At 35.5% G+C, this 21,351-nt stretch carries 16 protein-coding genes; 3 read left to right on the top strand and 13 right to left on the bottom strand.

The window, feature by feature from the left end; genetic code table 11:
• Positions 1-14 precede the first annotated feature (14 nt).
• Together MOC86_RS23185 and MOC86_RS23180 are read right to left on the bottom strand one after the other, a co-directional pair.
• A complete protein-coding gene (locus MOC86_RS23185) occupies positions 15-503 on the bottom strand; it encodes a DinB family protein (protein WP_268586302.1) in 489 nt (162 codons plus the stop codon).
• Between the two features lie 532 nt (positions 504-1,035).
• Complete coding sequence (locus MOC86_RS23180; RefSeq protein WP_268586301.1) at positions 1,036-2,436, bottom strand: MFS transporter; 1,401 nt, start codon at positions 2,434-2,436, stop codon at positions 1,036-1,038.
• A gap of 1,345 nt (positions 2,437-3,781) precedes the next feature.
• Between MOC86_RS23180 and MOC86_RS23175 the strand changes: the two genes are divergently transcribed.
• The gene (locus tag MOC86_RS23175; protein WP_124048830.1) at positions 3,782-4,801 is read left to right on the top strand and encodes a LacI family DNA-binding transcriptional regulator; all 1,020 of its coding nucleotides are present in this window, start codon (positions 3,782-3,784) and stop codon (positions 4,799-4,801) included.
• A 243-nt stretch (positions 4,802-5,044) separates the two neighbouring features.
• On the opposite strand, the gene MOC86_RS23170 is transcribed toward MOC86_RS23175, so the two are convergent.
• Genes MOC86_RS23170 through MOC86_RS23155 form a run of 4 tightly spaced genes read right to left on the bottom strand, consistent with a single transcriptional unit; the run spans position 5,045 to position 8,932 of the window.
• A complete protein-coding gene (locus tag MOC86_RS23170) occupies positions 5,045-6,244 on the bottom strand; it encodes an MFS transporter (protein ID WP_268586300.1) in 1,200 nt (399 codons plus the stop codon).
• A 50-nt stretch (positions 6,245-6,294) separates the two neighbouring features.
• Complete coding sequence (aroQ, locus tag MOC86_RS23165) at positions 6,295-6,738, bottom strand: type II 3-dehydroquinate dehydratase (RefSeq protein ID WP_268586299.1); 444 nt, start codon at positions 6,736-6,738, stop codon at positions 6,295-6,297.
• A gap of 59 nt (positions 6,739-6,797) precedes the next feature.
• Positions 6,798-7,697 carry a shikimate dehydrogenase gene (gene aroE / locus MOC86_RS23160; protein WP_268586298.1) on the bottom strand — a complete coding sequence of 300 codons (900 nt, stop codon included), beginning with the start codon at positions 7,695-7,697 and terminating at the stop codon, positions 6,798-6,800.
• Between the two features lie 53 nt (positions 7,698-7,750).
• Complete coding sequence (locus MOC86_RS23155; RefSeq protein WP_268586297.1) at positions 7,751-8,932, bottom strand: MFS transporter; 1,182 nt, start codon at positions 8,930-8,932, stop codon at positions 7,751-7,753.
• A gap of 1,212 nt (positions 8,933-10,144) precedes the next feature.
• On the opposite strand from MOC86_RS23155, the gene MOC86_RS23150 reads away from it, so the two are divergent.
• A complete protein-coding gene (locus tag MOC86_RS23150) occupies positions 10,145-11,596 on the top strand; it encodes an MDR family MFS transporter (protein ID WP_268586308.1) in 1,452 nt (483 codons plus the stop codon).
• Between the two features lie 399 nt (positions 11,597-11,995).
• Here MOC86_RS23150 and MOC86_RS23145 read toward each other — a convergent pair whose 3' ends face one another.
• From MOC86_RS23145 to MOC86_RS23120, 6 genes are all read right to left on the bottom strand, one after another.
• Entirely contained in the window at positions 11,996-13,024 is a 1,029-nt protein-coding gene (locus MOC86_RS23145; protein ID WP_268586296.1) for an aldose epimerase family protein, read from the bottom strand.
• Between the two features lie 140 nt (positions 13,025-13,164).
• Positions 13,165-13,290: a hypothetical protein gene (locus MOC86_RS23140; protein WP_268586295.1), complete on the bottom strand. Its 126-nt coding sequence runs from the start codon at positions 13,288-13,290 to the stop codon at positions 13,165-13,167.
• 59 nt (positions 13,291-13,349) lie between these two features.
• Positions 13,350-14,702, bottom strand: coding sequence for a sugar porter family MFS transporter (locus tag MOC86_RS23135; RefSeq protein ID WP_268586294.1), 1,353 nt, complete (start codon positions 14,700-14,702; stop codon positions 13,350-13,352).
• Between the two features lie 251 nt (positions 14,703-14,953).
• Positions 14,954-16,378, bottom strand: coding sequence for an L-arabinose isomerase (araA, locus tag MOC86_RS23130; protein ID WP_268586293.1), 1,425 nt, complete (start codon positions 16,376-16,378; stop codon positions 14,954-14,956).
• A gap of 49 nt (positions 16,379-16,427) precedes the next feature.
• Positions 16,428-17,123: an L-ribulose-5-phosphate 4-epimerase gene (locus MOC86_RS23125; protein ID WP_268586292.1), complete on the bottom strand. Its 696-nt coding sequence runs from the start codon at positions 17,121-17,123 to the stop codon at positions 16,428-16,430.
• A 22-nt stretch (positions 17,124-17,145) separates the two neighbouring features.
• Positions 17,146-18,756, bottom strand: coding sequence for a xylulokinase (locus tag MOC86_RS23120; protein ID WP_268586291.1), 1,611 nt, complete (start codon positions 18,754-18,756; stop codon positions 17,146-17,148).
• 356 nt (positions 18,757-19,112) lie between these two features.
• Here MOC86_RS23120 and MOC86_RS23115 point away from each other — a divergent pair, with 356 nt between their 5' ends.
• A complete protein-coding gene (locus MOC86_RS23115) occupies positions 19,113-20,222 on the top strand; it encodes a GntR family transcriptional regulator (RefSeq protein ID WP_268586290.1) in 1,110 nt (369 codons plus the stop codon).
• A 455-nt stretch (positions 20,223-20,677) separates the two neighbouring features.
• On the opposite strand, the gene MOC86_RS23110 is transcribed toward MOC86_RS23115, so the two are convergent.
• Positions 20,678-21,202: a DinB family protein gene (locus tag MOC86_RS23110; protein ID WP_268586289.1), complete on the bottom strand. Its 525-nt coding sequence runs from the start codon at positions 21,200-21,202 to the stop codon at positions 20,678-20,680.
• Between the last annotated feature and the right edge of the window lie 149 nt (positions 21,203-21,351).

Genomic DNA, 21,351 nt, shown 5'->3' with positions numbered 1-21,351 from the left:
TGGATCTTATAAAGTTAAATACTTGGCAATGTATGATTAAGCCCTTTACCAATAAGGTTGGCGGAAACAGGCTCTTTGCCTATTTCCCGAGCCCATATTGATAATTGTCCAATGTGATGGATTTCATGTGCAATCATATGACGTATAACTTCTCCCCAAGCATCAGTAGCTATGCTTCCATCTGGTTGTGGATTATAAAGAATTCGATTTTCTTTTTCAATATTCCAAGAGCTTATAAATTCCCTTATCTCAGGTTGAAACGCTCGATCTAGCTGGCGAACTTTTTCTAAGCTTTGATACTCTTCAAAACTTTCCTGGAAGTCGGTCTTACCTTGAAGTACACGAATCCAACTCCATTCTACATCAACGATGTGAAAGAGAGTATGTAGGATTCCCCCGACTCCCCCTGTGCGTTGTCGGAGTAATTCTTCTAGGGGAACATCTTCACACCATTGATACCACTTTTCTCTAATCAACCAATTATAACGAAACATAGTTTGCAATATGATACCTCCATTTTTCTTCTTAGTATTGTAGTTATTTTTTAATGTCCGGTAATTATTTCGACAAAACGTTTATAAATACCTAGGTCACAACTCTCTAGAATAAATAAATATTACCGAACTTAAACTAATCAGCCTCTTTGTAACGATCAATAACTCTTATTACTAAAACTCTTAATGAACCGAATATACGAAAAACTACCTTTTAGTGAAAAAAGGTAGTTCTCTCCAAATTAGAAATCTTATCGACAACAAAAAAAACACTATGCTATGAGTAGAAATTGCTTTATAACAATACTCTTTACGATGTTAATCATCTTTTGTGAAGTGAGCTTACCTTAGCTTATGAAATTGATTCCTTTAAGAAGAATAGAATATTATTAAAAGATTTCATAACCGGCAAGCTTTTTAATTTTTGTAAGAAAGCAGCTCATTTAACTAAGTAACATAAAAAAACGAAATACAGACGCTCTTGTTTGAGTGTCCATATTTCGAATAGGTGTTCAATTGAGTGGGTGCTTTTTCATTCTATTTATTCTTCTCTTTTTTCTGCTTGCCACCATAGCGAATCTTTTGGATTTTCAACAGCTTCTTGATACTCAGACTTAGAAGCAACGGTTGGATAAGAACCTTTTAGGGATTTTCCTGAAGTACTTTTGAACAAAAATGCTATCACTAAAAAACCAATAATACTCACGGCTGTTAGATAGAAACCAGGTGCTAAGTTATTCCCTGTTTGGTGAACGAGCCATGTTGCAACTAATGGAGTAGTTCCACCAAATATGGAAACCGAGACATTAAAGGTCACAGATAATGTTCGATATCGAATATCTGTATAGAACATCGTTGGTAACGATCCAGGAACAGTGCCTTCATAAGTTGAAAGCAGAACACCTAGAATGAGAATACCTAGCGAAACAAATACTAAAGCATTCAAGTTTATTAAATAAAACGCGAGGGCAGATAATAAGGTCAATCCGCCTAAACCGATTAAGAACACTGTCTTGTTTCCAATTTTATCACTGAGCTTTCCAAACATTAAAGTAAGTGGCACCATAATAATCATAATAACAGTAATTAATACGGTTCCTACTGTACTCGATAATCCAATAATTTCATCTAAATAAGAAGGCATGTAGGATAATAGCATATAGTTTGTAATATTAAAGAAGGCAACAACTACAAAACATACCAAAATATCTTTTTTGTGATTTTTTAAGATAGAGAAGAAACTTTCCTCTTGTACTTCATCATTAGCAAGTTCATTTTCAAAAATCGGTGATTCCTCTAAACTTTTTCTTAAATACAACCCAATGAGCCCTAAAGGTAAGCCGAGTAGAAACGGTATTCTCCACCCCCATGAGGTCATCTGTTCATCAGATAGAATGATAAAGAGTATACTGGCAAGTAGTGAAGCTAATATATAACCAGTGAGCGTACCAATTTCCAATCCACTTCCAAGCATATTACGTTTATTGTCTGGCGAAGATTCGGCAATATAGACCATTGCTCCAGCGTATTCGCCGCCCGTTGAAAAACCTTGAATAATTCTAGCGATTAATAAGAGGATCGGGGCCCATATCCCAATTTGATCATATGTAGGTAATAAACCAATGAGTAATGTTGAAAAAGCCATTAAAATAATTGTAGTTGTTAAAACGACTTTTCTTCCTAATTTATCTCCAATTCTACCGAAGATAATACCGCCTAATGGACGCATTAAAAAGGCAATCGCAAATGTTGCAAATGTGAACACTAATTTTAGCTCATCATTCTCAACAGCACTAAAAAAGTTTTGACTAATAATAACAGCTAAATAAGAATATAAGCCAAAATCAAACCATTCCATCGCGTTTCCTACTCCTGTAGCAAACACGCTTTTCTTCGCTTTTTGAATATCTACAACGTTAATTTTTTTCTTGTTAAATTTCATTTCATTACGTCAACTCCATGGTATACAATTATACAAAAATAAGAACTACAGACAAACTGGGGACAAAACGATTTTTCATGTTTTCTCCAATGATAGCTTAGAGAAACTGCTTTTTTTCTTTTAGAACTAGAGATAGCTTTCATATGAGACAAACAGATGTATTGAATGGTATTACAGATTATAAAAGTTCCTATAACAGTACGCACCGAAACTTTTCGATTTGTTGTTTTAGGAATGGTTCTTCTTATATTTATGATTATTGTGTGACAAAAAGTTCTTAATAATACTGATAAAGTTTTAGAAAGAATGAAGGAATGAAGGAAGGAAGAAAGAAAAGAAAACGGAGCATAAATGGGATTAAACATATAAATTTCATTAAAAAAGCTTTTCAAATTTGGTTTGAAAGGCTTTTTCTAACCTAGTAAGGCATGTTTTATATCTACCTAAATCAGCCAGTAAAGCATAGAGTGTATATTTTTCATTTCATCAATATATAGATAAATACTTCTATTAGATTCGGCATGAACATAGAGGGCAATTTTTCATCTTTATGTAACGAACGGACCTATACTCATCTCCTTTTTTGTTATGGATTTCCGGATTTCTAATCTAATACCATCAGGGTAATAAGCTACAAATGAGAATAAATATATTCAACAACTCCCTCTACAAACATAATATACAATTTTCCATTCATTCAAAAAATACGCAGCTATGGGTATAATGAGGGCAATAATGATACCTTGTATTACCTCTTCTTTTCAACATACAATAAATACCCTTATGTACCAGAATATAAACCTCTATATTTCACCAAATAACAATCTGATTCTTATTACTGTATTAATGATGAGCAAGTTGCTACATCCCTTTAAGCAAATGAAGAGTTCAAAATAGAACTATTTTGATGCTTGTGTGTTTTAGCCCCTAAGACAGATACTATATTCTCGAAAGTTAAGGAATCAGATTGTGAAATATCTGATCCCTTTTTGCTTGCCATTTTCTAATATAAAGGTATCCTCAGGAAAATAACTTGACTCTCCCCCTAATAAATAGATTACACTCAATTATGAAACGAAATTAGAATGAAGAGAAAATTCCTATTTTCGTAAAATTAGGGACGTGCCCAAGGCAGGTGTTACAAATTAAAGGTATAATAAATTTAATTATAAAAAATGTAAGATCAGTTAATATACATAAGTATCATGATTAAAACCTAAAAACTTCTTGATTGTTATTTAAAAGATGGCTTTTAAGAACAGGTTTGACTTACTATAACCTTATCATGTGTGTGATTATATAAAATAACTGAACTTTTAACTACTTTAAAGATGGTGATACAAGTATGAAGCAATCAAAAAAACAACGAGTCACGTTACAAGAAGTAGCATTACATGCTGGTGTTTCTACTTCAACTGCTTCCCTAGTTGTTCGCAATAATCCTCGTATTTCGGAAGCAACACGAAAAAAGGTTTTAAATTCTATAAATGAATTGGGTTACGTTTATGATAGAGTTGCTGCGAATATGAGATCCAGGAGTTCTGATATTGTCGGAGTGATTGTAACGGATATTTCTAATAGTTTTATTTCGGAATTTTTAATAGGTGTACAATCTACATTAGAAGCGCTCGGATATACAGTTTTGTTAGGGACTACCTTTGATTCCGTTTCAAAGCAAGACCATTTACTTTCAACCATGATAGAACATAGAGTAGACGGCTTGATTCTTAACCCAGTCTCTAAAAGTTCAGAAAAAACGGTTAGTCAATTGAATAAAATTGAAATACCAAAGGTCCTTGCTAACAGAGAACTTGCTAATGTCAACTCTGATTATGTAGGAATCGATTATACAACAGGAGCACTTATGGCAGTTAATCATCTGATAGAAAAGGGGCATAAAAGAATTGCCTTTTTAGGAGGAATCAAGCAATCTTCTACTTGGACGGAGAGAATAAGAGGGTTTCATATAGCCCATGATATAGCAGGCTTGAAAGTTGATGAATCCCTTATAATAGATATTGAGCCTAATCGGAAAGGCGGGTTAGAGGCGATATTAAAAGTTCTAGAGAATGACCATCCACCTACAGCTGTTTTTTGCTTTAATGACTTAGTTGCATTTGGTGTCATAAAAGGATTAGCAATGAATGGTGTCATACCTGGACAAGATATTGACGTCGTCGGATTCGATAATATCCCTGAATCAGAACTTTATCATCCTCCATTAACAACTGTTTCTTCATTTCCAAGATCTATTGGGATTAAGGCTGCAAACCTTTTGTACAATAGGATGAATAATGAAAGTAGCGAACTTCAGCGTCTTATACTAAAGCCTGAACTTATCATTCGAGAAACTTCAAAAAAATAAAGCTAAAGAGAAGCCTCTTAGAAAAAACTAAAAAGCCCAATTTCTCACCATTAAAATTGAGAAATTGGGCTTTTTTCGTAACTCTATAAACTTTCAGTGGTTGAATCTCTTATATTGTAGTACTTGATATAAACCTTATTGAATAAATGGAGCGTTAGTTCAATGAACATCTATTCCCATAGGTTTTTCTCCAAGTTTTCCAATAAAGTCATGCATCTTCTTAAAATAAATTGTTCTGATCTCTTAAGAAAAAATCTTTTTTCTGCGATAAGAAATATATAGGGCTAACACAACGCTTAGCACAGCAATCACCATATCAAAAACAAGCGTCATGCTGATGCCAATAGAGTCTACAAGAGAACCCGTTATAATGGGAACAAGGATAAATGCTCCACTTGCTGCGATGTTGACGTAAGACGTTGTCGTTCCTTTGTTTTTTCTGAAAAAGTCCGTTATAACTGTTAAGGCCAACTGAAATAGTCCTGCTGTAAATAGACCGAGCAAAAATGTGCAAACTATCACAACAGGATGTGATTTAACAAAGAAAAGAGCCAACATTGCTGCAAAGGCAATGATTGGGTACACAATTAATACCGTAATCGGTTTGATATACTTGTCCAAAAGAACAGTCAGCAAAAGGACAGAGACAAGCGCACCTATGCTGAAGTAGCTGAGCAGCTGTACAGCTGTGTTTTCGCTTAATCCAATAAAACCTTCTCCTAGTTCTGGCAGCCATGTTTGCCAAACAACAAATAATGCAGTTGAGGTAAAACCAATGACGATAATAACTAAACCTTCCCGCCACATGGATGGTTTTCCCCTCATTACTTGCTTTTCAGAGGCAAGTTCTGCTTTTTCTTCTGATTTATCATCTCCGGCATTATCCACTTTAGGAAATGGCATAAATATAAGATAAATAGCACTTACTGCATAAAGAATACTAAGGATAAAGAATGACCATCCCCAGAAGATCCCGTTTGCCGAAAGGAAAGAAATCAGAAATGGCAAGATAGTCGCGCTAACTGATACAAACGCTTTTACAAATACCGATGCCGAGCTTGCATTTTTCGGAAATGCTTCAATGAGCGCTGGGTATGTGCCAGAATCAAGAAAGGAATTCGCTATTCCTGCTGTAATGGCAAAAACAAATGCTAAATAATAGTTAGTTGTTATCGGCATGCCAATTAAGAAGAGTAAGTATAGAAAACCTCCTGCAATAATGATTGGCTTACGTCCGAGTTTGTCTGAAAGTCTTCCGGCGAAAAAGAGCGCCACAAGCTTCCCTATCCCAATTGCAGATACAAGCAAACTAACTTGGGAAACAGAGACATCGTATAGTCTTGATAAATTACCCATATTTGAAGCGATGATGATATTAATCATGCCCAGCATAAAATAATTTAGGTAAAGCCCTATTGATGTTTTCAAATAAGGGTTTTTCATTTTCTTCAACTCTCCTCTCATACTTTTATCATGATTTCCGTATCATATATTTATTTATTAGAACTAGCTGCTACTGCTGCACGAATACCTAGTAAATAACTTTCTTCACCAAATCCTGAAATTTGGCCTGTTGCAATTTCTGCAAAAACGGATTGATGACGGAATGCCTCACGTGAATGGATGTTTGACATATGAATTTCTATTACTGGTACTGTTAAAATGGCTAAAGCATCACGAATTGCATAGCTGTAGTGTGTCCAAGCACCTGCATTTAGCACGACTCCGTCTACACCTGTTAAAAAAGCTTCATGAATTTTTTCAACCATTTCACCTTCATGATTTGTTTGGAATGTTTCTACTTCAATCTTTAACTCTTCTGCTAACTGTGCAATATTGTCATTAATTTCATCTAATGTAATTGTGCCGTATTGTTTAGGATCACGTTTACCAAACATATTATGGTTTACACCGTGTAACATTAAAATTTTAGTCATGGATATCTCTCCTTTTGTTTTTCCAAAATTCCCCACATTGTTAGAGTAGTTTTTTATTTTTAGTCGTTTCCAAATAAGATTTCTTTTACTTGTCCGATCGGCATATCAACACCTGTAAACAATTTAAATGCTAAAGCACCTTGCCATAACATCATCCCTAAACCGTTAATTGCTTTCGCACCAGCTTCTTCTGCTTGGGATAGAAGTTTTGATTTTTGGGGATTATAGACTACATCTGTTACGACTAAGTCTTTGCGTAGTACATCTAAAGTGTCATCTATAATACTTAAATGATCTAATGGTTTCATTCCAAGGCTTGTACCATTTGCCAAGATGGAACTTTCTGCAATTTCACGGCGAAATGCTTCTTTATCTTCTAATGGAAAGACCGTAGCTTTCACACCGAATTCTTTCATTTCATTGTTAATATAATTTACGTTTTCTTCCGCTTGAACGAAGAACGCATCATTACGAGCGAAAATACTGATTTCACGGATACCCGATTGTGCTAATTGAATAGCAATTGGTGTTGCAGCGCCACCTGAACCAACAAGTGTTACTTTTTGACCTTCCAGTTTTACACCGTGCTCGATTAAGTTTTTCACATAGCCAAGACCATCTGTATTATAACCAATTAATTTACCGTCACGATTAACTACCGTATTACTTGCACTCGCATATTTAGCTGAATCATCTAGCTCATCAAGATAATCTAATACTTTCATTTTATTTGGCATTGATACGTTAAATCCCGCTACACCTGCAGATTTAAAACCGTTCACTGTTGCTTCTAATTCATCATTACCTACTTCAAATGCAAGATATGCATAGTTTAAACCAGTTAATGTATAACCAAGATTGTGCATGCGTGGTGAAAGACTATGACCGATTGGTGTTGCTAGTAACCCTACTAATTTTGTTTTTCCATCAATGTTTTTTTCGTGTACTTTTGTTGTCATGTTGAAAATCTCCTTTAAATATTTTATAAACTTGCTTTTAAAAATTAAGTAAACTAGGCAAAAATCTTTTTGATTCTACCCAATACAAATACTGCAAGTCCGACGCTAATAATCGCGATAACTATGCCGAATATTAATGTCACTGAAATTCCCCTTGAACTTACTAAACCACTTATAATAAGAGGTACAAGGATGAAAGCTAAGCTCGAAGCGATATTTACATACGAAGATGTTATTGCTTTATTTGCAAGGAAAAGTTTCATCATAATGCTTAGAGCTAGTTGTAAAATACCGGATGTGAATAATCCGATCAAGAATGTACTCACTAACACAATGCCAGATGATTTCACCATAAACAGTATCAGCATGGATACAAGAGCACCCATTGGATAAATGATTGCGACCATAATTGGTGAGATAAACTTATCCAATATAATTGCTAGTAACAGTACGGATACAAGAGCACCAATACTGAAATAAGATAGTAATTGTACCGCTTGATTGGATTCAAGTCCTATAAGTTGGATCCCTAATTGCGGCAACCATGTTTCCCACACAACAATTAATGCTGTTGAAGTGAAGCCTATTAGGATGACGGCTAATCCTTTACCAAGCAACTTGGGCTGTTCTTTAAAGTCTGTTTGAATCGCATCTCCTCCTTTCGTTGACACCAATCTATGGTTTGGGAACGGCATGAAAATTAAATAAATACCATTTAATAGATATAATAAGCCCATTCCAAAGAATGCCCATCCCCAAAAAATATGGTTTGCAACTAAAAATGCCATTATAAATGGCATTAACGTTGCCCCAATTGCTACAGATGCTTTTACTAATACAGAAGCAGAACTCGCTGTTTTTGGAAATGCTTCTGTTAACGCCTGATATGTTCCAGAGTCAAGTAATGAGTTAGCAATACCAGCTGAAATGGAAAAGACAAAAGCAAGTACATAACTTGTTGTCGTAGGTATTCCTATCAGGAATACTAAATAAAGAAAACTGGCTGCAATAATCACTGGTTTGCGCCCCCAATCATCTGCAAGATGACCAACAAAAAATAGAGCAAGTAATTTACCAATTCCTATAGCTGTTACAAGTAAACTAATTTGGGCAACCGTTACACCGTAGCGTTCCGATAAATTTTCCATATGTGAGGCGATAATAATGTTAATCATGCCGAGCATGAAGTAGTTTATATACATTCCTAAAGATGATTTGATATAAGGGTTTTTCATTTTTTTCACTCCTATATAAAAACCCTTTATTTAGCAAAGGTTTTAACTCTTGTTTTTTACACATCCTAAGTCACTTTGGTATCAACTTCTTTTTATATCCTCACCTCTTTCAAAGCTAGTGATACCAATAACTAAAGCGCTTTCTTCAATGCCTTCCTCTTATAATTAACAAGCTTTAAAAATGTATTCACACTACAAGGTGGATGATACAACTTACATTTAAACTATTGGTATATCGTTCTACTAAAAATGTTATTTCATTCTTGTTAATGCTCATTTATGACACTGAATATATCGGTATGATATAAGGTAAGTAGAACGATATACCTTTACCAACACTTAAGTATTGAAAGTTTAGCATTCCATAAAGAGATAAATTTAGTAGAACGATATACTAGATATAAAAACTTAGTATATCGTTCTACTAAAAATAGTATTTCATCCTTACAGTGACCATTTAGGGGACTGAGTATATCAGCATGATATAAGGTAAGTAGAACTGTATACCTTTACCAATAATTAAGTGTTATAAGTTTGGCATTCCACAAAGAGATAAATTTAGTACAACGATATACTAGATATAAAAAACAACAAACCCACTATACTCCTGAAAATGAAATGTGTCAAGTCTGTGACAAACTGTTTTAATTTAGGGTTTGTAAGCTATTTTACTAATCCAACCTTAAAATCCTTATTCCACCATAACATTGACGTGAACGTAAAAAAGATATAGCATTATAATATAAAAACATCAGTGTAGTTAGTAATTTATTGTCACTACGTTATTAATAGTAACGCAATTAATTAATTTAATCAAATATTTTTAATTAATTACCTTTATTTATTATTTTAAAATACTTGATTTTTTATGCTCTATTTTAAAAACCTTACCTTTCTAATATTCTATAAAAAAAGATACTTAAGGAAAAAGATAAAGCGCAAACTCGTTGTTACNNCAAAATCCAAAAGGATTCATCCATCAACTGTTTGGATTACTTTCATAAGCTAACTACTTAAAGGAAACGGATTCTCTACGTTTCTAGGTAACAATTTTTACAACAAAACTGTATTTAATATATTAAGGTCCAGGCTTCAAATAAATTTTGCTCATTTATATAGATAGAAATAGTAGTATCATGATAATGTTAGAAAGTATAAAATATTTAAAGCTCCTTGAATTTTATTAGGGAAGAAATGGAGAAAAGAAAAAGAATGACATCTCAATATTATAATAAAAAATCAATTGTTATCCTGCTTATGACAGGCACATTTATCGCCATTTTAAATCAGACGCTTATGATAACGGCCATTCCTCCGATTATGGAAGAAATGAAGATTAGTGCGAATACAGCACAATGGCTAACAACGGTCTTTATGCTCGTCAGCGGTGTAATGATTCCAGTTAGTGCCTTTCTACTTGAGCGTTTTTCAACAAGACAACTTTTTATTTCTGCTATGAGTACGTTTATTGTTGGGACCCTGATTGGAGGGGTTGCTCCAACCTTTGAAATCTTACTACTGGGCAGGATCATTCAGTCGATTGGCGCTGGTATTCTATTACCACTGATGCAAACCGTATTTTTATTAATTTTTCCTGTTAATAAGCGAGGAACAGCCATGGGATTGGTTGGCCTAGTGATATCTTTTGCCCCTGCCATTGGGCCAGCACTTTCCGGATGGATAATTGCTAACTATTCTTGGCGCATTTTATTTTTTATCATTTTACCTATTGCCTTATTAGATGTAATTATAGCCATTATCGCCATGAAAAATGTTACAGAATTGACCTATCCAAAAATTGATATATTCTCTATTATATTATCCTCATTTGGTTTTGGAGGCTTACTTTATGGATTTACCAGTGCAGGTAATAACGGTTGGACAGACGTATTGACTATTATCACTTTAGGAGTAGGAATAATCAGTCTCTGTCTATTTGTTCTCCGCCAAATGAGAATGAACCACCCTATGCTTGAATTCCGAGTATTTAAATCTTTTATCTTTACACTGACGACTATTCTTGGGATGATTGGTTTTATGGGATTGATCGGCGTGGAAACATTAATCCCGCTTTATATGCAAAATATGCGTAATTTTACTGCAATGGAAGCTGGATTAGCCTTATTACCGGGGGCTCTTGTCATGGGCTTTATGTCCCCTATTACTGGCCGTATTTTTGATAAAATCGGGGCGAGGTGGTTAGTCATTACAGGATTAGTTATTATTACGTTCTCAACCTTGGCCTTTTCAAATCTCAACCCCACTACATCGTTTGCATACATAACAATTATGTATGCAGTTCGAATGTTTGGCTTATCTATGGTGATGATGCCAGCTACAACAGCAGGTTTAAATCAACTTCCGAAACGCTTGCTTGCACATGGTGCAGCGATGAGTAATACAATGCGTCAGATTGCTGCATCTATTGGAACAGCTCTTATCGTGACGGTAATGACAACAACGGCACAACATGCTTCACAACAGGCTAAGATCCTAAATCCTTTGATTCATGGTATAAATGTTGCCTTCATCGTTATTACAGTTCTTTCCCTTATTGGAGTGATTTTAGCGTTTTTCATAAAAAAAGTTCAACCTTCAGTAGAAGAAAAATGGAACAAACCGTTAGATGAGAACAAGAAGATAGGTTCTGGTGCAAGCACTTAAAAAAGATATAAAGCTGATGATGAAGATTGCAAAAGGCATTTAAGATGATTCTTAAATGCCTTTTGCCTATATAAACATAGATGCCGATAAACGAACATTATATAAACTAATTTTGTATACTACATATATTTTAAAAACAAAAAAAACACCAATGAAAAAAAAGTTTTCTTCTTGATGTAGTGGTTCCATCTTATAATAATGAGGCCTTATTTATTTCTTCTAAAAGCCATTAATACTGTACACCATTCTCCTACTATTTGCGAGTTTCTTCTACTTTTAGAGCCTCAATGTTCTCAGATGGTACCTCAAGTTTTGAATTAACTAAAGTCAAATTAGAATCAAAAAATCTACGGCGTAATATTTTGGAAATTTCTCTTCCATATTTCCATAGCTACATCCCTAAAAAATGATTTTGTATTTTGTTTGGGAAGCGTAATTTTCATCTGCAAGAAGAATAATGTCTCCAAAATCTTCAAATTCGATTGCTCCTGGAGCAACTTGGGTTTCAAATGTTATTCCACCGTGTTGAATTAATTTTTCTCCGTGCATAAGTGGTACACCTTCCACAATATTCGCAGTATAAACGACTATCGCAGGCTCTTCTGTGTATACCTCAACTTTTATTTTCCCGTCAGGACTAATTAATTTCGCTGCTATTTGATCAAGTTCTGCGCAGGTAAGGAAGAATGGATGATCTATCCCTTGAACCTTTTTCACTTCTGCATCAATGGATTCAAAGGTTGATTTTAATTTTTTCGGAGTTCGAAAATCATAAGGCGTTTCAATTACGCTTCGTTTTTCACCAGTTACAGTGGTATCTGTATTTACTGGCGCAAATTCTTCTGAACATATTTGTAAAGAATGATCATCAATTGGTTTACTTGGATGTCCTGTTAAATTAAAATAAACGTGATTTGTCGGATTAAAAATTGTATCTTTATCACTTTTGGCTTGATAGCTCACTGACCAGATATTTAAGTTGTCTAATGTATAAGTTACACTTACTTCTAAATTCCCTGGAAAACCATTCTCATTATGGGGCGAGTTTGTTGAAAAGATGATGGAGGTGCTTTGCTCCTTCTCATTCACTTCATAACTCCAAATTTTCTCATCAAATCCCGGGGTTCCACCGTGTAAAGTATTCCCTGATTGATTTACAGACGTTTTGTAAAGTGATTCACCAAGTGAAAATTCACCATTTTTTATTCTTCCAGCGACTCTTCCTATTGTTGCTCCACAGTATGTTTCTTTCTTGTAATCGTCAATAGAGTCAAATCCCAATACTATGTTCTTATGACCTGAATCCGTTGGAACAAAAAGATTGACGATTCTTGCACCAAAGTTTGTAACTTCTACTATCACTCCATTATCATTTTCAATAGTAAACAGTAAGGTTTCATCTCCAAATGAACTTTGTGTTAATTTCAATTTCCCCCGCCCCTTTCACAATTAAATTCTTCAGTAATTCTGCTAAACAAAGGTCAAAACAGAACGTTTCGAACATTTTTAAGAAAGAAATCAAAGGAGCATGTTGCATGCTCCTTTGATTTCATAGTGGGAACCACCAATCAAACTAATTCTTTATATTTTGCAATGACATTTTCAGCTGTGAAACCAACTTTTTCGTAAACAATATTTCCGTGAACTGAAGCACCGAATGTATCGATGGAGACCATTATGCCACTTAGCTCCATATATTTGCCCCCACCTACGCTTGATCCTGCTTCACTATACTTATTACACTTCCGTTACCTTAACTAATTCTTTTTTCAGAACGAGCTGCCATCTCTGTTTCGATTTGTTCTAAGCTACGCCCTTTCGTTTCTACAACTACAAAACGCACGAAGAGTAATCCTAAAATACAAATGATGCCGAAAGATGAGAAGATGACTCCTAAACTAAACATATCAGCAAGAATCGGGAAAACAAGTCCTACGACAAGTGAACCTGTCCAGTTGAAGGCAGATGAAATGCCAGCACCGATTCCACGTACAGAAAGTGGGAAGATTTCCCCTACGATAATCCAAGTAAGTGGTGCCCAAGAAAACGAATAACAAAGGATAAAGCAGCAAAGTGCGATTAACGTTACCCAGTTGAGTACGCTTTCATTCATTCCTAACGCTCCAAGAATTGCTGGTGCAAAGAATGAAAGAGCCATACCTGCACCACCAACAGTAAGAATTGTACGGCGATTATATTTATCAACAAATTGTAAGAAAATAATGGTTGTCACCACGAAAATCACACCAACAATAACAGTAAATCCAGCAGCTACTTGCGGTGCTAAACCAGCTTTGCGTGCAATACTTGTGGCATAATAAACGATTGAGTTTGCTCCTTGAATTTGTTGGAAAGTCGCCATCCCAACTCCGATAATTAAAGCCATGCGGAATTTCTTGTGGAATAATTGGCCAATACCAGACTTTTCATGTTTGGCAACATCTTTAATCTCTAAAATTTCAGCATCCACTTCGTCTTTTGAATTGCGAAGAGAAGCTAATACTTCACGTGCTTTATCTGCCATACCATTTTTAATTAAGTAACGAGGTGATTCTGGAAGTTTGAGCACACCAAAGTATAATACGATAGCAAAAATACCAGCACTACCGAGCATTAATCTCCAACTGTTTGGAATTGGCTCAAAAATGAAAGCCACGATATAACTTAACAACAATCCAATTACAATCATTAATTGGTTCAAACCTGAAAGTTTCCCACGAATATTCGCTGGTGCTATTTCAGACATGTATGCAGGAACTAAAGAAGACGCTGTACCGACTGCTACCCCTAAGAAGATACGAGCAATCGTCAAAGTGATTTTATCTGGTGCAATCGCCGAACCAAGCGCACCTACTAAGAAAATCAGAGAGGCAATCAGGATTAATTTTCTACGACCAAATTTGTCCCCTAATAAACCACTTAAAATTGATCCAATGATAGCTCCACCCATTAAAGAAGATACAACAATCCCTAACCATAATGGACTCAAATTAAAATCTTGCTGGATATGCCCTTCAGCACCAGCAATAATCCCAATATCATAACCAAACAAGATACCAGCAAATGAGCCAAAGAAGAAGATAAATTTACTTGATACTTTACTCATGATAATATTTCTCCTTTACGTTTTCTGAGTTTCCTCATAAATCACATAGTTTCCTTTTGACTTTATAAGCGCTTTCATTTTTCCTAAAAAATACACTCACTCCTATGAATAAGAGGTTTATAAATTGATTAGCCCGCTAATGGTTCTCATGTCTATTCTTCAAATTTAGCAAGGTAAAATTGATCCATTATTCTCTTCCTTATATATATTTCACCTCCAAGGAAGCAAAACTTCCTCGGAGGGTAGAGACATTACTTAATAACTACGTATTCTAAGTCAACAAGTTTTGCATAAGTGATAATTTGGTCTGTTGTTAAATTTAATGAAACAACTGTATGGTGACCGCCACCATTCTCAATCCAAGCTTTAACTCCATCTTGGAAGTTTGGCTTAATGTCCCAAAGCACACGAGCTACTGGAAGTTTTGGTGCTGGAACAGTTGGCTCAAATAAAGAAACTTCGTTAATCAAAAGTTTGTAATGAGTGCCGAAGTCAGCCATTGAAACAACCACGCCGTCCCCTGCTTTACCGTCGAATACTAAACGTGCTGGATCTTCACGATCGCCAATACCTAATGGAGATACGATAATTTTTGGTTTGTTACTTGCTAAAGTTGGGTCTACTTCAAGCATATGTGATTGAAGGACTGACTCTTGACCAGCAGCTAATTCATATGTGTAATCTTCCATAAAGCCAGTTGATTGGTTATGGCTCATCACTTTGAGTAAGCGATCAATCGCTGCAGTCTTCCAATCTCCTTCACCAGCAAAGCCATATCCTTGTGCCATCAAACGTTGGACTGCAAGACCAGGAAGCTGTTTCATACCATATAAAACTTCGAAGTTAGTTGTGAAAGCATTATAACCACCATCATCAAGGAAACGTTTAATGGCGATTTCATAGCTTGCTTGTACTTTTACGCTCTTCTCCCAATCTTCCTTACTGTAAGTACCATAATCAAATTCATAAAGATCTGCATATTCTGCCAATAAATCATCAATTTCTTCGTCCTTAACAGCATTCACGTATTGAACAAGATCTCCAATACCAAAATAATCAACTGTCCATCCAAATTGAATTTGCGCCTCAATCTTATCCCCTTCAGTGACTCCAACGTTACGCATGTTGTCACCAAAGCGAGCGACTTTAATGTTGAAGCTTTCGTTATAAGCAACCGCTACGTCCATCCAATCTGCAATTTGCTGTTGCACTTCAGCTCGTTTCCAGTAACCTACGACAACTTTATTTTGTTTGTTCAAACGAGCATTGATAAACCCGTATTCACGATCACCATGAGCGGATTGATTTAGGTTCATGAAGTCCATATCAATCGTTGTCCAAGGAATACTTTCATTGAATTGTGTTGCTAAATGAAGTAATGGTTTTTGTAATAATTTTGTTCCGCGAATCCACATTTTCGCAGGCGAGAAAGTATGCATCCAAGTGATAACACCGGCAACCTCGTCACGATAGTTGATTTCTTTCATGATGCTTGTGATTTTATCTGCACTAACAGCTAAATCTTGCAATACAAGTCGGTAAGGTAAAACACCGCTTTCATTTAATGCATCTGTCATTGTTTGTGCGTGTGCTTTGACTTCTGCTAACGCTTCTTCCCCATAAAGATGTTGTGAACCTACAACAAACCAAAATTCTTTTTTTTCTGTTGTTAACATAATAACCCTCTTTTCTTAATTTGATAGTTTGATATTTTAATAGTTTGCATTACTTTTGCCCATAATAGGCATTTTTCCCATGCTTTCGTAAATAGTGTTTATCTAAAATACGTTGTGGTAATTCTTCAGCAAAATGATTTAGTTCTCGTGCAAATAAATTCATTTTCGCAATCTCATCTAATACCACACTATTTATTACCGCTGATTTTGCATCTTTGCCCCAAGTAAATGGACCATGACCATGAAGTAAGACACCCGGAACTGCTAAAATATCTAACCCACGCTCTTCAAATGTTTCGATGATTACATTACCCGTTTCCACTTCGTAACCGCGATTAATTTCCTCCTGTGTCAAGAAGCGCGCACATGGTACAGAACCATAAAATGTGTCCGCATGAGTGGTCCCCATCGCTGGAACATCAAGGCCTGCTTGAGCCCAGATTGTTGCCCAAGTTGAATGGGTGTGCACAATGCCACCGATTTCTGGGTAATGCTTATAAAGTACTGCGTGAGTCGGTGTATCTGATGAAGGGTTCAACTCTCCTTCTACAACATTGCCATCTAAATCAACAACGATCATATCACTAGCTTTCATCGTTTCATAATCAACACCACTAGGTTTGATAACAAATAAACCGCTTTCACGATCAATAGCGCTTGCATTTCCCCATGTGTATTTCACGAGTCCATGTTTAGGTAAGTCCAAATTTGCTTGAAACACTTCTTCTTTCAGTTGTTCTAACACATCAATCCCTCCCGTTTTCCATTCATAAAATTAAATTATCTACAGCAGCCTGTTCAACCGCTAAACCTTTTTTGTATCGTTCGATAAATTCTTCAAATCCTTTAACATCAAATCTATCAGGATAAATTTCTTGTCTATCAACCCCTTCAAAGACTTTTTTGTCAAGGAAGTCTTCTAAGCTTTCTCTTTGATCTTTGTTCATCATGTAAGAAGCAAGAATAGCAATTCCCCACGCACCGCCTTCTCCGGCTGTTGCCATAATCGAAACAGGAGCATTCATTGCAGCTGCAACAATTTTTTGTCCAACAACAGGGGTTTTAAATAAACCACCATGAGCTAAAATGCTATCAATTGCGACATTCTCTTTATCTTTTAAAATATCCATTCCAATTTTCAAAGCACCAAAAGCAGTAAAAAGATGAGTCCGCATGAAGTTTGCTAAATTGAAATTACTTTCAGGTGAGCGAACAAATAATGGTCGGCCTTTTTCTAATCCAGTGATATTTTCACCTGAGAAATACCCGTAGCTAAGTAAACCACCACCATCTGGATCGGCTTCCAAAGCTTTATTTAACAGCACATGGAATAATTTATTCATTTCAACCTTTTGTCCCATTGCCTCAGAAAATTCACGGAACAATCCCAGCCAAGCATTGAGATCGCTTGAACAGTTATTCGCATGAACCATTCCAACTGGACTACCGTTTGGTGTAGTTACCAAATCGATTTCTGGGTATACTTTTGAAAGTTCTTTCTCTAATACAATCATTGCAAAAACTGAAGTTCCTACTGAGACGTTTCCAGTACGTTTTCTCACACTATTCGTAGCAACCATCCCTGTTCCAGCATCACCTTCTGGCGGACAAAGTGGGATGCCTGGTTGTAAGTTTTGTGATTTATCCAAAATTTTCGCTCCAATTTCGGTTAATTCCCCTGCTTGCTCGCCTGAGACATAAACTTTAGGAAGAATATCTTTTAGCTTCCAAGGATAACCTTTGTTCGCAATTAGTTCATCAAACTGCTCCACCATCAATTCATTGTAATCCTGCGTTGATTCATCAATTGGGAACATGCCTGAAGCATCTCCAATGCCAATTGCTTTATTACCAGTCAATAACCAATGAATATATCCAGCTAAAGTTGTAATAAGATCAATACGAGGTAAATGTTTTTCTTCGTTTAGTATTTCCTGGTAAAGGTGAGCAATACTCCATCGTTCAGGGATATTGAATTGGAATTTATCAGTTAATTCCTTTGCTGCAACACTTGTTGTTGCATTACGCCAAGTCCGAAATGGAACAAGTAGCTCACCAGTGTGGTCAAAAGCCATATATCCGTGCATCATGGCAGAAAATCCAATAGAACCAATTGTTCGAATTGTGATTCCATAATTTCGTTCAACTTCTTGCTTCATTTCACTATAAGCTGCTTGCAAACCAGTGATAATATCCAATAAGTTATACGTCCAAAATCCATCTTCCAAGAGGTTTTCCCATTCATAACTCCCAGATGCGATTGTTTCAAAACGATTATCAATTAACACTGCTTTGATACGTGTAGATCCGAATTCAATTCCAAGTGAAGTTTCTCCCTTAGTAATCGCTTGTTTAATGTGTACTCGATTCGTTTTCACGTTAATCCCTCCCCTGACAGCGGTTTCAATATCTATAATTGAAAGGAAGCGCTTTCCTTTTCGCTTAATTTTATTAACAACCTCAGTATATTTTTTGTACGTACATTTGTCAATATAAATATTATACATACTTACAAATATCATAAAGAAAATCCTACCACAAATCCCCTTTAAATCCTTTAACAAAAGGGATTATCATTACATAAAACCCAAATAAAAAAATATAATTGTTTGGTGATTTATATGAAAATAAGGTAAAATCTTTTAAAACATTCAAAACTACGTTAAAATATGTACGTATAAATATCTCAAGCGAATAAATTTGAACGCAAATAACTATAAAGGAAGTGAGTTTAATGAAACCAAAGTATCAGGTCATCATTGATAATATAAAAAGTAAAATTCTTTCAGGCGATTACAACGTAGGAGAAAAAATCCCTACTGAATCCTCCATTCAAGAAAAGTACAAAGTTAGCCGACACACTGTTCGAAAGGCCATTTCAGAACTATCGACAGAGGGATTCTTAAGAAGTGAAAAAGGATCTGGCACTTATGTTAGTAACCAATACCAATCCAAGTCTGGTGGAAATTCCAATAGTAAAATAATCGGTGTAATCACGACCTACATTTCTGATTATATTTTCCCTTCTATTATTCGTGGAATTGAAGGGAGATTGAATGAGGATAATTATTCGCTACTATTAGCTAGTACAAATAATGATGTCGAACAAGAAAAAAAAGCTTTGGAAATGATGTTGTCATTTGGCGTGGATGGTTTGATTGTTGAACCTACGAAAAGCAACCTATACAATCCCAATATTTCTTACTACCTATCGTTCAAAGAACAAGATGTTCCTTTCATAATGATCAATGCTCATTATGAAGAATTAGATGTTCCTTTCTTTTGTCTTGATGATGTGCAGTCTAGCTATCTTGCAACAAAAGAGTTGATTTCGAAAGGACACACACAAATTGGACTCATTTCAAAGATGGATGATTTACAAGGAAAGTATCGAATGAAGGGATATATAAAAGCGCTTGGAGAAGCCAAATTACGATTTCAGCCAGAGCAAGTGCTTTCGTTCGATACAGAGACAAAGCTGGACTTATATACTAACTTGAAGGAATTCCTAAATGAAAATAGAGACGTGTTGACTGCAATTGTTTGCTATAACGACGAAGTAGGATTGGAAGTAGCAAATGTATGCAGACAACTTGATATTTCTGTTCCAGAAAAACTATCAATTATTGGCCAGGACAATTCTTATATTTCCAAAAATGCGAATATCAACCTAACGACATTGACCCATCCCCAAGAACAAATGGGACGCGATGCAGCTGATTGGGTCATTAAGAAGCTACAAGGAAGAAAAAATTTGCCAAAAGAAACCTATTATCAACCAGTGTTAATTGAAGGAGAAACTGTAAAAGAGTTAGAAGTAAATGAGACATTCAGGAAGGATTAAAAGCGTATAAACACGGCGACTATGCAATACTAGATGAGCACTTAAAAGACGCCGGTTCCATTGAATCTAATGTTTGAACTTGTTCATACGAGAAAAGTTGAGTAAATATATCAAAAGCTTGGGCAAACCGATACGTAGGAGAATAGACAATATTCTAATAATAGGTTTACGGATACTAGCGCAAAATATGCAACTCTTTCTAAACTTCATGTTTTGGTCATATAAATAATGTTTCACTACTCGTCTGTAAAAGTATATATAAACAAAAAGAAAAAGCGCAAACTCGTTGTCACTGAGTGAAGTGACCCCTGTCAAGTAGACAGTAGTAAAAAGCACCCCTAAGCGACCTGAGTTCTATATTCATATGGACTCAGGTTATTTAATTTCTTCTGATAACTCAAATTATGTGAAGTGAGAATTTTATTTATAGAAGTTAACTTTTTCTCCTGTCATCATTACCTCTTCAATATACCCAAATATTCTTTCCAAGGCCCAACGTCTGCCCTGTATCTCTCAGCCATTACCCGTACAATTTGAGCAATGTGCGTTAAATCATGAACAACCCACGTAGAAAGTAATTCTTTTAACTTCACTATACCAAACTCAGGGTGTAATCCCGTTCTTTCAAGATACAAGGGAGATTCAATAAGCCCATTAAGTCTGGTTATATTTTGTATTCTAATCGCTTTAAATTCAAACAGTTTTTGTTCAATCGATCTGTCGGACCTTTCGTTTAAATGTGAATATCGATCAAAGGGAGGAAATGGTTTATTCTCCCCTTCCTGAAGAATTATTTCTAACCTTGGTATCCAATTATTTTTCTCTCCCTCAATGAGATGCTCAATTACTTCTGAGACATTCCACGTGCCTTCACCTTCATTGCATTGCAACCATCCTTCAGATACATTAGATAAAAAATATTCTAACGTTTGTGGTGTACGCTCTAAAATCTCAGTAGCTTCTTTCATATTAAAATTCATCTAACCGCCCCTTTCTTCCCTCTAATAATCTCCTTCAATAACATATCTCTGCTTATGCTTGTCTAAATCTGCTATTGTAAACAAAAACCTTACTTATTTCTATTTAAATTTACCATAAAATTCATTCCTTTATTAAACTTCCCTGCCCC

Origin of the sequence: Priestia endophytica (genome assembly GCF_026790145.1) — a bacterium.
Lineage (GTDB): Bacteria > Bacillota > Bacilli > Bacillales > Bacillaceae_H > Bacillus_I > Bacillus_I endophytica_A.
Note: the sequence above shows the minus strand (reverse complement) of the source record. Positions and strands in the feature narration are given on the sequence as shown.